The 14,855-nt window shown below is 67.5% G+C and carries 14 protein-coding genes; 11 read left to right on the top strand and 3 right to left on the bottom strand.

All coding sequences use genetic code 11. The annotated features are described in order from the left end of the window. The first annotated feature begins 80 nt into the window (after window positions 1-80). From BJP60_RS12080 to BJP60_RS12065, 4 genes are all read left to right on the top strand, one after another. Window positions 81-578, top strand: a complete 498-nt coding sequence (locus tag BJP60_RS12080) for an HNH endonuclease (protein ID WP_203135997.1) — start codon at window positions 81-83, stop codon at window positions 576-578. A gap of 80 nt (window positions 579-658) precedes the next feature. Further along, on the top strand, window positions 659-1,510 hold the full coding sequence (locus tag BJP60_RS12075) for a hypothetical protein (RefSeq protein ID WP_203135996.1): 852 nt from the start codon (window positions 659-661) through the stop codon (window positions 1,508-1,510). A gap of 140 nt (window positions 1,511-1,650) precedes the next feature. Continuing rightward, complete coding sequence (locus tag BJP60_RS12070; RefSeq protein ID WP_203135994.1) at window positions 1,651-2,622, top strand: alpha/beta hydrolase; 972 nt, start codon at window positions 1,651-1,653, stop codon at window positions 2,620-2,622. Between the two features lie 42 nt (window positions 2,623-2,664). Continuing rightward, window positions 2,665-3,597, top strand: coding sequence for an aldo/keto reductase (locus tag BJP60_RS12065; RefSeq protein ID WP_203135993.1), 933 nt, complete (start codon window positions 2,665-2,667; stop codon window positions 3,595-3,597). On the opposite strand, the gene BJP60_RS12060 is transcribed toward BJP60_RS12065, so the two are convergent. Continuing rightward, a complete protein-coding gene (locus BJP60_RS12060) occupies window positions 3,582-4,574 on the bottom strand; it encodes a hypothetical protein (RefSeq protein WP_203135992.1) in 993 nt (330 codons plus the stop codon). The two genes, BJP60_RS12065 and BJP60_RS12060, sit on opposite strands and share 16 nt — an antisense overlap. 28 nt (window positions 4,575-4,602) lie before the next feature. Beyond that, window positions 4,603-5,076, bottom strand: coding sequence for a CinA family protein (locus BJP60_RS12055; RefSeq protein WP_203135991.1), 474 nt, complete (start codon window positions 5,074-5,076; stop codon window positions 4,603-4,605). 103 nt (window positions 5,077-5,179) lie between these two features. Between BJP60_RS12055 and BJP60_RS12050 the strand changes: the two genes are divergently transcribed. The 4 genes from BJP60_RS12050 to BJP60_RS12035 all read left to right on the top strand — a co-directional run bounded on the left by BJP60_RS12050 (window position 5,180) and on the right by BJP60_RS12035 (window position 11,505). Further along, window positions 5,180-7,555, top strand: coding sequence for a glycoside hydrolase family 65 protein (locus BJP60_RS12050; protein WP_238439419.1), 2,376 nt, complete (start codon window positions 5,180-5,182; stop codon window positions 7,553-7,555). Window positions 7,556-7,869: 314 nt separating this feature from the next. Then, window positions 7,870-8,118, top strand: a complete 249-nt coding sequence (locus BJP60_RS12045; protein ID WP_203135990.1) for a hypothetical protein — start codon at window positions 7,870-7,872, stop codon at window positions 8,116-8,118. Between the two features lie 46 nt (window positions 8,119-8,164). Next, window positions 8,165-8,344, top strand: coding sequence for a hypothetical protein (locus tag BJP60_RS12040; RefSeq protein ID WP_203135989.1), 180 nt, complete (start codon window positions 8,165-8,167; stop codon window positions 8,342-8,344). Between the two features lie 467 nt (window positions 8,345-8,811). Continuing rightward, window positions 8,812-11,505: a hypothetical protein gene (locus BJP60_RS12035; RefSeq protein ID WP_203135988.1), complete on the top strand. Its 2,694-nt coding sequence runs from the start codon at window positions 8,812-8,814 to the stop codon at window positions 11,503-11,505. A gap of 276 nt (window positions 11,506-11,781) precedes the next feature. On the opposite strand, the gene BJP60_RS12030 is transcribed toward BJP60_RS12035, so the two are convergent. Beyond that, complete coding sequence (locus BJP60_RS12030; protein WP_203135986.1) at window positions 11,782-12,597, bottom strand: PIN domain-containing protein; 816 nt, start codon at window positions 12,595-12,597, stop codon at window positions 11,782-11,784. Window positions 12,598-13,110: 513 nt separating this feature from the next. Here BJP60_RS12030 and BJP60_RS12025 point away from each other — a divergent pair. Genes BJP60_RS12025 through BJP60_RS12015 form a run of 3 tightly spaced genes read left to right on the top strand, consistent with a single transcriptional unit; the run spans window position 13,111 to window position 14,849 of the window. Then, window positions 13,111-13,761 (top strand): hypothetical protein, encoded by a 651-nt coding sequence (locus BJP60_RS12025; RefSeq protein ID WP_203135984.1) that lies wholly within the window; start codon window positions 13,111-13,113, stop codon window positions 13,759-13,761. A gap of 9 nt (window positions 13,762-13,770) precedes the next feature. After that, window positions 13,771-13,947, top strand: a complete 177-nt coding sequence (locus tag BJP60_RS12020; RefSeq protein ID WP_203135982.1) for a hypothetical protein — start codon at window positions 13,771-13,773, stop codon at window positions 13,945-13,947. Continuing rightward, entirely contained in the window at window positions 13,938-14,849 is a 912-nt protein-coding gene (locus tag BJP60_RS12015; RefSeq protein ID WP_203135980.1) for an MrcB family domain-containing protein, read from the top strand. The genes BJP60_RS12020 and BJP60_RS12015 overlap by 10 nt, the downstream gene beginning before the upstream one ends. Window positions 14,850-14,855 lie beyond the last annotated feature (6 nt).

Raw genomic sequence — 14,855 nt, 5'->3', positions numbered from 1 at the left:
TGCACACCTTTTCGATCCTCGAAGCGCACGCAAGTTCGTGAATCCCGGAAGCCGTCCGGGACCGACCTGGAGGACGCGGAATGCGCACGCTGGTACTGAACGCGGGTTACGAGCCGCTGGCGGTCATCTCCTTCAAGCGAGCCCTGGTGCTCGTGATGAGCGAGAAGGCGACGGTCATCGAGCACGACGAGGACGAACCCGTCTGGGGCACGTCGGCCGCCTACGACCGCCCGGCGGTGATCGTCCTGACGCGCTACGTGCGCGTGCCGACGACCCGTCGAATCCCGGTGACCAGACGCGGGGTGCTGCGGCGTGACGCCTACCGCTGCGCGTACTGCGGCAAGGCCGCCTCGACGATCGACCACATCCTGCCCCGCTCGCGCGGCGGCGCGGACTCGTGGGAGAACCTCGCCGCGTGCTGCCTGCGCTGCAACAACGTCAAGGGCGACCGCACGCCGCAGGAGATGAACTGGGAGCTGCGGATGACGCCGCGCCCGCCGCACGGCACCGCGTGGACCGTGCGGGGTGCCGAGCGCACGGACCCGCGCTGGGAGCCGTACCTGGCACTCGCCGCCTGACGCGCAGGAGGCCTCTCGTTTCACCCAGGGTGGGAGGTCCCGCCGGACCGCCCACCCGTCTGCACCGGAAAGGCATCATCGTGGCGAAGAAGACGAAGGCCGAGAGGGCCGCGGAGGTCGCCGTCGACGCGGCCGCCGACGCCGCCAAGGACGCGAAGAAGCTCAGCAGGACGCTGCCGAAGAAGGATGCGAAGAAGCTGCGCTCGCTCGCCGAGGAGGCCGCCGAAGCGGCCGACGTCTCGAAGAAGCGCATCGCCCGCAAGCCGCGCAAGGTCGAGAAGACCGCGTCGGCGGCCGTCGCGGCGATCGGCAAGGCCACGAGCAAGATCCAGTCGAAGCTCGCGGCGAGGGTGGCCGAGAAGAAGGCCGCCGAGAAGCTCGTCGAGAAGGCGCACAAGCGCGAGAGCGAGCGGGCGGCGACGGCCGGAGCGCCGGTCGCCGAGGCGACGCGCGAGATCGAGGCGCCGGACGCCCTCGAGACGGCGACCGCGATCGAGGCGCCGAGCGACATCGAGGCGACGCGCGACGTCGAGGCGCCGACGCCGGACGAGGCAAGCAGCGACATTGGGGCCCCGACCGAGACCGAGGCGCCGGCCGGGGCGCCGAACGCCGTCGAGGCCGCGGGCGGGAACGCGGGGCAGGTCGAGGACACCGCCGCCGCGTCCATCCCCGCCGAGGAGACGCCGAACGAGGAGACGCCCGCGGGGTTCACCCCGGCAGACGTCGAGTCCGGTGAGATCGAGGCGCCCGCGCCCGCGGTCGCCCGGGAGCGCGCGCCGCGGCGGCGCGCGCCCCAGGCCGCGGTCGCGCCGTTCGACGCGTCGAGCCTGTCGTCGCTGACCGTGGCGGAGCTGCGCGCGAGGGCGCGCGCCGAGCAGCGCCCCGGGTACTCGCGTCTGACCAAGGCGCAGCTCATCGAGCTGCTCTCCTGACGCGCCCGTGAGCACCGGCGGCGACCCGGCCCTCCCCGGGCCCGTCGGCATCCGCGCGCGTGGGAGGCGACGGGCGTGAGGCGTTTCGTGCGCGTGGTCCTGTGGGTCGTCGGCGTGATCGCGGTGCTCGCCGTCGGGGCGTGGTCTTCTGGAACGTCAGTCCGTGGCCCGCGGTGTGGCTCATCCGCTCGGCGCCCGATCCCGCCGGCCTCGAGAACGCCGACACCGCCGCGAAGTACGTGCCGGATGACATCCGCGCCGACCTCGACGTTGTGTACGACGGTGCGTCGGCCGAGGGACGCCTGGACGTCTTCCGTCCCGACGATGCCGATGCGGCCCTGCCGACCATCTTCTGGGTGCACGGCGGGGCCTTCATCGCCGGGCAGAAGGAGCCGCTGCGCAGCTATCTGCAGATCCTCGCCTCGCACGGGTTCACGGTCGTGAACGTCGAGTACACGCATGCGCCGGAGGCCGTGTACCCGACGCCCATCGAGCAGATGGATCGGGCGATGGCGCACGTCCTCGCACATGCGGAGCAGTTCGGCGTGGATCCGGAGCGCCTGGTCATCGCCGGTGACTCGGCGGGAGCGCACATCGCCGCGCAGACGACGATGGCGATCGCCCAGCCCGACTACGCGGCGCGCGCCGGACTGCCCGCGGCCGTCACGCCGGATCAGGTCGTCGGCGCCGTGCTGTTCAGCGGGCCCTACGATCCGACGACCGTGAACTACGACAACCAGACCTTCGGATTCTTCATGCGCACCGTGATGTGGTCGTACGCGGGAACGAAGTCCTTCCTGGAGGACGAGCACTTCCTGCATACGGCCCTGCCCGAGCACGTCGATTCCGCGTATCCGCCGACCTTCGTCTCGACCGGCCCGGCCGACCCGCTGCTGAAGCAGAACGAGGAATGGGTGCAGGCGCTCGAGGAGAACGACGTCGCCGTGACGACCCTCTTCTTCGACGCGGCGACCACCCCCGACACCGTCGGACACGAGTACCAGCTGGCGCTTGACACTCCGCAGGCGCGCGAGGCGATGGTCGCCCAGGTCGCGTTCCTGCGCGAGGTCACAGGCGCGGCCACGAGGGAAGGCGTGTCGGACCGCTGGTAGCGGCCCGGCCGCCGAGCCCGGCGTCGCCCATAGGCTGGGCGCATGAAGACCTTCACGCTGCCCGGGACCGACCTCGAAGTGCCGAACGTCGTTCTGGGGCTGATGCGCATCCAGGACAAGTCGGACGACGAGGTCCGCACCCTCGTGAGCACCGCTCGCGATGCGGGAATCACGTTCCTCGACCACGCCGACATCTACGGGTCGGAGGTGCACGGCTGCGAGCGGCGGTTCGCCGAGGCGCTCAAGCTGAGCTCCTCGGAGCGCGAGCAGTTCGTCATCCAGTCGAAGGCGGGCATCGTCAAGGACGGGCCGTACTTCGACTTCTCGTACGAGCACATCGTCGAGTCGGTGAACGGATCGCTCGAGGCGCTCGGCACCGACTACCTCGACATCCTGCTGCTGCACCGTCCCGACGCGCTCGTCGAGCCGGAGGAGGTCGCCCGCGCGTTCGATGAGCTGGCGGCGGCCGGCAAGGTGCGCGCGTTCGGCGTCTCGAACCACACGCCGCGCCAGGTCGACCTGCTGCGCAAGCACGTGTCGCAGCCGATCGTCGCCAACCAGCTGCAGCTGTCGATCACGCACGCGCCGATCATCGCCCAGGGCGTCGCCGCCAACATGCAGGGTCTCGACCAGTCGGTCGTGCGCGACGACGGCATCGTCGACTACTGCCGCCTGAACGACATCACGATCCAGGCGTGGTCGCCGTTCCAGGCGGGGTTCTTCGATGGGCCGTTCCTCGGCTCCGACCGCTATCCGGAGCTGAACGCCGTGATCGACCGTCTCGCTGCGACCTATGATGTGCCGGCCGAGGCGATCGCGGTGGCGTGGATCACGCGCCACCCCGCGCGCATGCAGGTCGTGCTTGGCACGACGACGCCCGAGCGGGTCGCCGCCGCCGCGCAGGGCTCGGACGTGCCGCTCACGCGCCCGGAGTGGTACGAGCTCTTCCGCGCCGCGGGCTACGTCGTGCCGTGACCGGCTGACTCGGTGGGGGCGGACGTCCCCGCGGGCGGGAGGGCGAAGGGGCCGACCACGTCGTCCCAGCGCTGGAGCGTCTGCTCCCACCAGAACCACGCGAACAGCAGCAGCGCCACGACCTCGCCGATCAGCGCGACGGGCACCGTGCCGAAGAGGGCCCAGCCCTGGCCGCGGGCGAGGAAGGCGAGCACGAGGAAGAGCAGGTCGGTGCCCATCAGCACGGCCACGAGCCGGTAGATCAGACGCTGCCGTGACGTCGGCGGCGTCTCGTCGGGCTCGGCCGGCTGCCAGCCGTAGACGAGCGGCACGACCGCGAAGCAGCCGAAGAACAGCAGCACGGCCGCGAAGTGGATCGAGCCGATCGGCCACAGGTTGAACGGGAAGCCGTCGCTGACGCCCGGGACGAACGCGAGCACCGCCAGGCCCAGTGCTGTGAGCACCGCGACCGCCGAGACGATGACGAACGAGCGGGTGACGGCGATCCGCTTCCGCCGCCGGAGCGCGGAGAGCACGATCACGACGAGCAGCACCGTGACGACGTACGTCGCGACTCCCACGCGGACGGTGGGCAGGATGTCCGCCGGGACGCAGGGCGCCGGCGCGCAGGCGAGCTCGCCGGACGCGGGTGTCGAGATCGCGGTCGGCACGATCGCGATCAGCGGCGCGAAGATCGCGGCGGCGTCCAGGAACGCGCTCGGAGTCCGTCGCCCCGACAGCGCCAGCAGCGCGACTGCTGCCGCGATCATCACGCCCACGAACACGGGACGCGCGGGCGTGTAGAAGTAGTGACTGATGGACGGCAGCACCTGCCAGCCGAGTCGCAGCGGCGTCCAGGACACGACGACCGTCTGGATCGCGACGCCGATGAAGAGCACCGCGATCAGCAGCACGAGCGACAGTCGCAGGTACCGCTGCGTCTGCCGCGCCGACGACGCGGCGTCGTCCGGTTCGCGGGTCGGCGTGCCCGTCGCCACTGCCGGCTTCTCCGACGGTCCGGAGCCGTCAGCCTCGGGCGCCGGCGCCCTCCGCCAGGCGCACGAGCAGCTGCAGGGCGTGATCCACGGTGGCGGCGAGCACCTCCTCGGGCCCGCCGTCCAGCTGCAGGTGATCGGCTCCGGATCCGTCGGCGGTCGCCCATCCGAGGTACACGGTGCCGGCCTCGTGACCGTCCTCCGGATCGGGACCGCCCACGCCGGTCGTCGCGACGGCGATGTCCGTCTCCAGCAGCGCGCGGACTCCCGATGCCAGGGTGGTCGCGCACTCGGGCGAGCACGGGTCCGTGCCCTCGGGCACGCCCAGCAGGTGGGTCTTCACCGGCATCTGGTACGCCACCACGCCGCCCGAGAACCACTCGCTCGACGACTCGCCCTTGCCCACCTCGCTCGCGAGCAGACCGGACGTGAGGGACTCGGCCACCGCGACGGTCAGGCCGTGTGCGCGGGCGGCCTCGCTGAGACGCTCGATAGGACTCTTCACGGATCCACTCTGTCATTCCGATGGCGAACTCCGGATCCGCTTGACGCGGGGGTGTCCAGCTGACAGGGACGAAGGCCGACAGCTGGTCGGATAGCGTCGAGATGTGACGCCTGACTCGATCGAGCCCGCGGCCCCCGGAACCGACGCGAGCGATGTCTCGCCCTGGTCGATTCGCGCGGAAGGCTTTGACGAGTCGCGCCTGGGGCGACGGGAATCCGTCTTCAACCTGTCGAACGGGCACGTCGGCTGGCGGGGCAACCTCGACGAGGGCGACCCGTCGGCGGAGCCGGGGAGCTTCCTCAACGGCGTGCACGAGCTGCACCCGATGCCCTACGCCGAGCCGGGGTACGGCTACCCCGCTCGCGGACAGGCCGTCGTCAACGTGACCGACGGCAAGATCATCCGCCTCTTCGTCGACGACGACCCCTTCGACGTGCGGCGCGGGCGCCTGCACTTCCACGAGCAGCAGCTCGACCTGCGCGACGGCGTGCTCCGACGGCGCACGCGATGGACGTCCCCGTCGGGATCGACCGTGACCGTCGAGTCCGAGCGCCTGGTCTCGCTCACGCATCGTTCGGTGGCGGCGATCCGCTACACCGTGACCGCGCATGACCATCCGGTCGCGATCGCCGTACAGTCCGAGCTCGTGGCGAACGAGCCGCTGCCGTCCGTGCATCCAGACCCGCGCGTGCAGGATGCCCTCGATCCGGCGTTCGCGGCTGTCGGACACCACACGCAGGGCGACTCGGCCACGCTCGTGCACCGCACGCGGGAGAGCGGGATCCACGTCGCCGTCTGCATGGATCACGAGACGTCCGGCGACGCCGGGCACGTGGAGCTGCGCACCGAGGTCTCGGACGATCTCGCCCGCACCACCATCCGGGCCGAGCTGGCACCGGGCGCCGGGCTCACGCTGATCAAGTACGTCGGGCACGAGGACGCGAGCCGCGTGTCGGTCCCGGCCCTGCGCGACCGCGCGGAGGAGGCCGTCGCCGACGCGCGCCGCGTCGGCTGGGACGGGCTCGCGGCCGAGCAGCGCGCGACGCTGGATCGCTTCTGGCATCGCGCGGATGTCGTCGTGGACGGGGACGACCGGCTGCAGCAGGCCATCCGCTTCGCACTGTTCCAGGTGTTCCAGTCCTCCGCGCGGCTCGAGGGCCGATCGGTGCCGGGCAAGGGCCTGACCGGCACCGGGTACGCGGGACACACGTTCTGGGACTCGGAGGGCTTCGTCCTGCCGGCGCTGACGTACCTGCATCCGGGTGCGGTGCGCACGGCGCTGCAGTGGCGGCACGACATCCTGCCGGACGCGCGCGCTCGGGCTCTGGAGCTGCACCTGGAGGGCGCCGCGTTCCCATGGCGCACGATCGACGGACGCGAGAGCTCGGGGTACTGGCCCGCCGGCACCGCGGCCTTCCACAACAACGCGGCCATCGCTGCGGCCGTCTGCCGCTACGTCCGCGCGACCGGGGATGTCGAGTTCGAGCGAGACGCGGGTGCCGAGATCCTGATCGAGACGTCCCGCCTGTGGGCCTCCCTGGGACGCTGGGACGCGGACGGCGGCTTCCACATCGACGGCGTGACCGGGCCCGACGAGTACTCGGCCCTCGCCGACGACAACGTCTACACGAACCTCTCGGCGCGGGAGAACCTTTTCGCGGGCGTCGCGGTGGCGCGCCGCCACCCGGATGTCGCCCGTCGCCTCGAGGTGACGGAGGCCGACCTCGAGACGTGGACGCGCGCGGCGGAGGCGATGACCATCGCGTACGACGCGGAGCTGGGGGTGCACCCGCAGTCCGCGGGCTTCACCCGGCACGCGCGCTGGGACTTCGAGGCGACGCGGCCCGATCAGTACCCGCTGCAGGAGCACTTCCCGTACGTCGACCTGTACCGCAAGCAGGTCGTGAAGCAGGCCGACCTCGTGCTCGCGCTCTACACGTCGTGCGACGCGTTCACGCTGGAGGAGAAGGCCCGCAACTTCGCGTACTACGAGGCGCTTACGGTGCGGGATTCCTCGCTGTCGGCGTGCGTGCAGTCGATCATCGCGGCGGAGGTGGGGCACCTCGATCTCGCCCTCGACTACCTCGACGAGGCATCGGGCATCGACCTCGCCGACACGCAGGGCGACACGGCCGACGGCCTGCACATCGCCTCGCTGGCGGGCACCTGGAGCGCCATCGTCGCCGGCCTCGGCGGCATGCGAGAGACCGACCGCGGCCTGCGGTTCGCGCCGCGCCTACCCGCGGCGCTGCAGCGCGTGTGCTTCCGGCTGACGTTCCGGGGCGCGCTGCTCGAAGTCGACGTCGCCGCGGACGGGGCGCGCTACACGCTCCTCGAGGGCGAGAGCTGCACCTTCCGCCACTTCGACGAGGAGATCGTCCTCGCCGCCGGGGAGTCGGTCACGCGGACGTCGCCCGCGCCGCCCGTTCTCGGGCCCGTGCCGCGACAGCCGCCCAGCCGGGAGCCGAAGCCGCGCTGACGTCGGCCGGAGAGTCGGCGCGGCGACGCGGATGCGCGGTCGCACCAGCTGCCGTGGAGCGGCGACGAGAGAGGCCCCTGATGAACGCCAGCGCCGAAGCCGACATGCTCGAATCCTTCTGGACGGCCACCGCCGGCCCGGGACAGCCAACTCGCGGAGTTTTTCAAGGCACTCACCCGGGTGAACAAGATCCTCCGACGCCGGGCGGAGGCACTCGACGCGGTCATCCGCAGCGAGCTCGAAGAACGTCGCGTGCTGAAGGCGGCCTGGCTCACCGCCGGCAACGACCGTATTTAGGGCGCAGCGACGGCCGTGTGGCCACGGTCTACGTCGCCTACGAGCTCTTTAGCGGCAACTGCGTCGAGCTGATGGTCGGACAGTACCCCGGCAAGGATTGGACCGGGTTCGCCGTCAAGGCGTACCCAAACCGCAGCAACGCCGGCGCCATATACACCGAGTTCAACCATGCTCCGCTCACCACGCGCTGGACAGATCCAGACGTCGACGTCGCCGCCGAGTTCCTCACTCTCGTCGACCGCGTCGAGGCAATGCACCCGCGCTGAGGCTCGATACAGCACAGCGACGGTAGCGAACGCGTACTCTTCCGACATGGCTACCTACGAACCAGCCGAACTGGCGCGCGAGCTCGAATATCGCGATGAGGCGAGACCCGGCAAAGTCGTCCGGGACTACCTGCGATCGAAGTACCCCGATCGCCCGAAGCATCAGCGCTGGGTGCTCGACGAGGAACAGGCGGCCGACGTTCGAGCTAACGTGCCGCGTAAGTGATCGCAGAGCCGGTGGTCCCGTCAAGGTGGCAAGTGCTCGGGTGTTCGTCGAGGGTGCGCCGGCCGATCTGCGCGGGGTCGACCCGTGGGGCAGCGAGCGCCGACCGACCGGTCGCACCATCCCACTCACCCACCCTCCTATCCCAACCAGCGGTACCGCGCACACGTGATCGAAGCGGTGGGACCCGATAGGTAACCGGTCGCCTTTGCGCTCGTGGAGGTGTCTGCAGATGCCTACGCGTTGTTCCTGGAGACGGGCGATGCGTGATCCTCAAACGGGCGGTGCACGATGACGGCCCCTCAAGCGCTATCTACCGATCATGTCTGCGTGCGGGACATCCCGGGAATCCACGAGCGAGCGTGGACGCCCTCGAAGGAATGCTCCTCCGCTGTGTCCCGAGCGTCCGGCTACCGCCGTCAGCCAGCGGACCGATAGCATCGCGCAAGAGCGGTGTTCGAGGGGGCCAATTGCCGGAGAGCAGTTTCAACCAGATGGTGCAGTGGCTTGCCGCCGACTGGGTGGATGGGACCGAGTCAATCGGAGTCCTTCAAGGGTTTGAGGGTCTCGGGAAATCGGGCGCTGCCGCTGAATTTCAGAAGGCATGGGACGGAACTCGGATCTTCTTCTCCGTACCACCGGAAGCCGACCTGGATGAGGTCCTCTTGGGTGTTGGGTCATCCTTAGAGGACGCTGGCATCCACACGATGACCGACTCCGCGAACTGGCTAGATGGCTTGTCCGAGATCCTTCGCGATCGGAAAGTCCTGCTAATCCTCGATGATTTCGAGCATCTCCTGGACCCGAATCGTCAGATCGGTAACCCCGAGTTTCGTCGATTCGCAAATGCCCTCTCCCGGTCAAGGGGTCAGGGTAGGCTTTTACTCGTCAGCAACTTCGCGCCCGCACCAGATGACTGGCTCGACCGGGCAGCAGTGCGGACGGCGCGCGCGATGTCGGACGGTGAGGGCGCCGAGTTCCTGAGTAAGTTGCTAACTGACCAGCACCTCGAAACCGAGGTTCCTCTCGACCTGCGCACAGATATCTGCAGTTGGCTCGCGAATAATCCGCGGGCAATCCGGGCCTTTGTCTCTTGCCTTGCTGGTGAGCCACTAGACAACATCATTAGCTTCAGTCAGGACACGTGGGATCTCCGGGATGAGCCCCCATCTCGCGAATTGCTGCAGTCAATCGAACGCCGGTTTTGGTCGCGCACAATAGGCCGTTTCGACCCCTCGACTCTGGCGCTCGCGGAGAACTTGTCTGTATACCGCCGTCCCTTCAAAGCAGATGCCATTGAAAGCGCTGGCGGCAGCCTTCCCAGGTGGCAGGCGGCACGGGACGCGCTCGTGGGAGCATTTGCTCTCGATAGGACACAGGCGTATTACTCAATCAACCCGATAGTCAGGCAGTTGGCGGCAAGTTCGTTGAATCGCCAGCGGCGCCGCGAGATCGCTGCGCACTCTCGTGCGGCTGAGCACTTCGCACGCAGAACCGGGACGACTTACAGGGATGTTGCGCGCGCCGGCGCGGCATTCATCGAGGCTCGCTATCACTACGGCAGGGCGGGTCTTGAAAACAGCGTGCACAACCTCGTCCAGCAGTTCAAGCAGGTGGCTCTGCCGGCGATGGCTCATTCAAGCTTCGACCACCGTGATCCGCGCATTGTCAGGGAGATGACGCCGGTCCTCCTCGCAACGCTGACCGGGTCTACGGCCCCTCACTACCGCTTGCGCGCCAGTCTCGTGCTCCTTCTTCACGCTCGCGGCCGTCACGGTGACGATGTGCTCGCTCTCCAGCATGCGACGATCGCCTCACAGGGCAAGGCGTCTCGCGAATTCTGGATGACCTACATCGACATTGCGGAATCGCTTGAGAGTGATCTCTACCTGTCGCGAATCGCAGACCGACTGATCCGGAACTGCGACGGGTTTGAAGGGCCTCTATCGCGTCTAGCTCAGGCACTTTGGCGCCACGGCGCAATCGACGCAGCGCTCGCCGCTCTCGATTCGGGTCTGGTGAGCGCGTCCGAGGAGATGCGTGTCTACTTGCTGAGTGTGCGGGCATTCCTACTCGCGCGGTCATCCAGAATAAAGGTGGCACTGGAGGACCTTGAGTCCGCTTACGTCTCTGAAACGAAGCGGTCCTCTCGGCATGCCCACCGGGTCTTCGAAGAAGCTTGTGTGCTGGCGCTCCAATTCGGAAGTGGGTCGGACCTCCGACGGCTTGAGGACTTGGCCGACAAACTCCCAACCGAGCTCCGAAAAGATTCTCGTGTGACTTACGCGCGCGTTCTCCAGCGCGTTCTACAGGGAGATTACAGAACGGCGGCCGATGAGGGAGCGCATCACTTGGATTATCCCGCCATTGCAGCACAAGTCGCATTCAGTCGATTGGTCGTCGGAGACCCGGCGGGTGCAGCGAGCGCGTTGACCGGCATCGGCCGATTGAGCAACAGATCGAACGATTGGCTGGTCGCACTTGTGGCGCTCGCCAATCGCGATGCGGACACCTACCTCGAGTTTATTGGACGAGCATCACGTAAACCGCTCACAGACGCCGACGTCGAAGACCCCTCGCTTTGGCTTCGCGTGTGGGATGAGATTCCGGACGAATACGGTTCGTACCCCGCCTACTACTATCCGCGTCTGCCAGCGGAACTGACCGGCCTGTCAGAACCGCTGATCCGCACTCCACAGAGCGGTTCACAATACGATCTAATCGCTGCGGCAGATCCCCGTGTCCCGGTGACTCCCGCCGTCAAGCAGTCCGTCCCGGGAACAGCAGAGGTGAGTGTTGATGATGTGGGGCGAGCAAGCGTGGTAATCAATGTCAGGCAGGAGTCAGGAATGTCGGATACATACAACGTCTATGGTCAGGCCGGGTACGTCGGCCGCGACGGAAAGCTTGGTGAGAACACCAATCAGCAGGGTGTGAGTGTGACAGAGGTCCTTCTTGCGCTCGACGTCCTCAGAGAACAGGCCGCCCGCTCAGGAAACGCGGAGATCGCGGCTGTGCTAACCGCCGCCCGCGATGAGGAGCAGCGGGGCGATCGCCCACATGCGGTCGAGCGTTTGAGAGCAATCGCGCAATGGATCGGCGATAAAGCTGGTGACGCTGCGGCAGGAGTCGCGGCTGGCACGATACTTGCACTCATCGGCTAGCGCTCCACACCCGAGCGGTGTCACGGAGTAGCCCGCAGACTATTCCGCCGTGTCATCCTGGCGACGCAGCATCCGGTTGCGAGGACGCCACTCGTGTCCTGCCTACCCCGTTGGGCTTTCATGCGCTCGATCCGTCAACGGGCATTGCAGGTACGCGGTCCATCGCATCCGGACGTGGGCGCGCGCGATAGGCGTCCGCCCTGCGTGCGGGTGTTCACGGCCGGAAGAGGCCGTGTGTGCCACCGGCTCGTCTCGAAGGCCTGGGCCGACGGACTTCTAGGCACACGATTCCTCCTCAAGCGCCTCTCGCGCGGTTACCTCGATGAAGTAGTCGCCATCAAGTTCGGCACTCCCGTCGGAGCTCTCGCCACGCCAACTCACGCGCAGCTGCCATCTCTCCATCCGTTCGGCGTACTCCTCAACCTCATCGTCGTCCCACGCCGCAAAGACGCGGATTTCCGCAACGACCTCAGCCTCGGCACTGATCTCGAACGTGCCGGTCGCATATCTACGCCGTACCTCGACCGAGTTCTCATCAAGATCCACGCTCGCGATGGCGTAGATCCGCGCGCCGTCAGCAAAGTCGTGGAGAAACCTCGATACGTCCTTATCCGGCAACAGGTCGCGCATCGCATCCGTGATCTGCTCCGGCTCGAGGAGGGCATCGTTCAGATCGAACGATCCAACGTCGTACTCGTCGGGGAAGTCGACGTCCTCGATCTTCCGGACAACTTCGAGGTGCGCGCCGGTTGCCGCGGACAACTCTTGTCTTAGCGAGTGGAGTTGCGATGTAAAGATCCCATCGTCTGAAACCAGAACGATGGAGTCGAACGGAGGATCGTCAATCTGTTCCATCGCGGCCAACCAGAGCAGGCTGTCGCGGTAACCGCCTCCGTTTTGATCAAAAGGAGGAACCCGATCGAGGGCTCGCCTCACCATGACGACGTGGTCAACGGCTGGCGGAGAGACGACTAATGCGCCGATCGTTTGGAGTCTTGCCGAGAGCCGAGCGGCGTAACTTGCAGCCTCCTCCTCGTAAACCGCTACTAAGGCGGCCCCGGCCGCCTTAGCGCTGGCGCTGGACTTCTTCAAGAGCGTGTTCAGGTCTCAAACTCGCTGCGCGTGGGCGCGCTCAAATATGCCTATAGCTTCGAGCTTCACCGACTCGGGTACCACCAAACGCAACCGCGCCGCAGAGACGGCAGCAGATGCAGAGTCCCACTTTTCGCCTCGCAGGAGAGGATTCCTCACTATGACATTGGCATCCAATATCACTAGCATCGCCGCGTGTCCTTCGTGGAGTAGCTTGGCTGGTCTGGGTGCCACCCTATGCGTATCCTCACTCGCAGCGACCAATCGCTCGCCCGAACGCTTGGCGGGCCTCTTGTGGGAAGCCGGCACGCATGTGGTGCTCGCACGGGCGCAGTTTCGCCCCGTATTGCGGCGTGCCATCCCGAATCGGCCCCTTATGGCGCGAGTTGGGCGCGCCTACGCGGCGAGCGGGCGCGCAATCGCCTGGACGTTGCACCCCGGCCAGCGGGGGAATCAGGGTGCCGGTTGGCAGTTCGCACGCGAACTGTCGGGGGCGGACTGTAGCGTCGGGTCGTGGATGCTGAGGTGTCGGCGGCGGTTGCCGCGTGGGTGGCTGCGGTCGGTGCGGTCGTGTTCGGTGGGACGGGGTTCGTGCTGGGGATGATGGCGTACATGCGCGCCGGTCGAGCCAATGAGGCAGCAACGAAGAGCAACGCGATCGCCGAGGACGCGAACGCTCTCGCCAAGGAGTCGAACCGGATCGCACAGTCTTCGGTAGAGGTGGTCGCCGCTGCGGATGCGCGGGCGGTCGAGCAGCATGACGTGCGGTGGCACCGCGAGTGGTACGACGCCGGGGTCTTCCGGCTCACGAACATCGGCCGCCACACGGCGCACGACGTCGTGGCGAACGTGTACGTCATCGAGGATCGCAAGCACAGGGGTTCGCGCTCGGTAGCCGAGTCGGTGAAGGTCGAACCCGGCGACCACATCGACGTCGAAGTTGAGAGCCTGGAGCCCCTGCACGCCGCAATGGAACTTGCGTACGCCGGTTCCATTGGCGATTCCGGGATGCGGTTGGTGCCGTTCCAGCCTGAGATTGAGGAGCGGGTGTTCTGGCGCTCCCCGCTCGGGGTGCCGCACGATCACCTGCACGCCGGGCAGGTGTGGTTCGACGATGGGAGGTCGTATCGCCGCCGAGCGCAGTCCACCGAGTCGGCGGAGTAGGAGGCCGTCGTGCGCGATCTGCTGACGCAGGTGCTTGACCTGCAACCCGATTGGTCGACCGGCAACTCCGAGGAGATGCGGGTGCGGGGCATGCTGGTGCGGGATGAGATTCCCGCGTGGCTGCGCGCGAACGTGCCCGCCCGCGACCGGCCGATACTCGTGCACGGCAGGACGGCATGGGTTTGAAGGCTCAGGTGCCGTGGGTGCGGCTATTCGACCCGCTGCTCAGCCCGAAGCCGACGGAGGGGTGGTATCTCTCCTACCTGTTCGCTGCCAACGGCTCGCGCTGCTACCTCACGTTGTCGCACGGGGCTATGGTGCGGCGCGACGGCCGGTTCTACCCCCGCGAGGCGGCCGAGACGGCCGGGCTGCTGCGGTGGGCGAGGCAACAACTCGGCGCGACAGATGAGCCGCAGATCGACCTCGCGGCGACACCGGGCTCGGCGGGCAGCAACTACGCCCGCACCGTTGCGGTGGCGATCGAGTATCCGCGAGATTCGGTGCCGTCCGCTGAGGTGCTCCGGGCCGACGTGCTTAGCATGCTCGACCGGCTCGACCTTGTGTATGCGGCAGAGGCGACCGATCCGGCGGTGCCCGGTAACCCGCCTGCTGACGTCGTGCTCGCAGTCGAGGAGTTGGAGGCGGCGGCGAACCCGCGGCATCCAAAGAAGTCTGGGCAGGGCTTTCGCGTATCGAAGGCCGAGCAGAAGGCGATCGAGCAGCGGGCCGTGGACGTCGCGACCGCCCACTTCGAAGGAGCGGGGTGGGCCGTTGAAGACGTGGGGTTGACGGAGTCCTACGATCTGGATTGTCGGCGCGGCGAGGAGCGGCTTTTCGTCGAAGTGAAAGGCACGACGTCACCCGGCGCGAGCGTGATCCTGACCCGTAACGAGGTCGCGCTGCACCGGGAAATGCACCCGAGCAACGCGCTCGCGGTGGTGTCGCGGATCGTGCTCGACAAGACCGCGATACCGCCAAGCGCGTCGGGCGGTCTGCTGCGGGTAGTGTCGCCCTGGTCGATCGCGGACGAGGACTTGACAGCGCTCGCTTTCACCTACTCGGGTGCGGCGCTAATCGACTCGGATTAGCGCCCG

Origin of the sequence: Microbacterium sp. JZ31 (genome assembly GCF_016805985.1) — a bacterium.
Lineage (GTDB): Bacteria > Actinomycetota > Actinomycetes > Actinomycetales > Microbacteriaceae > Microbacterium.
Note: the sequence above shows the minus strand (reverse complement) of the source record. Positions and strands in the feature narration are given on the sequence as shown.

What these genes read in the sequence shown, in the direction of transcription:
- BJP60_RS12080 (WP_203135997.1), top strand. Translation starts at nt 81, where the DNA reads ATGCGCACGCTGGTACTGAACGCGGGTTACGAGCCGCTGGCGGTCATC.
- BJP60_RS12065 (WP_203135993.1), top strand. Translation starts at nt 2,665, where the DNA reads ATGAAGACCTTCACGCTGCCCGGGACCGACCTCGAAGTGCCGAACGTC.
- BJP60_RS12040 (WP_203135989.1), top strand. Translation starts at nt 8,165, where the DNA reads ATGGCTACCTACGAACCAGCCGAACTGGCGCGCGAGCTCGAATATCGC.
- BJP60_RS12015 (WP_203135980.1), top strand. Translation starts at nt 13,938, where the DNA reads ATGGGTTTGAAGGCTCAGGTGCCGTGGGTGCGGCTATTCGACCCGCTG.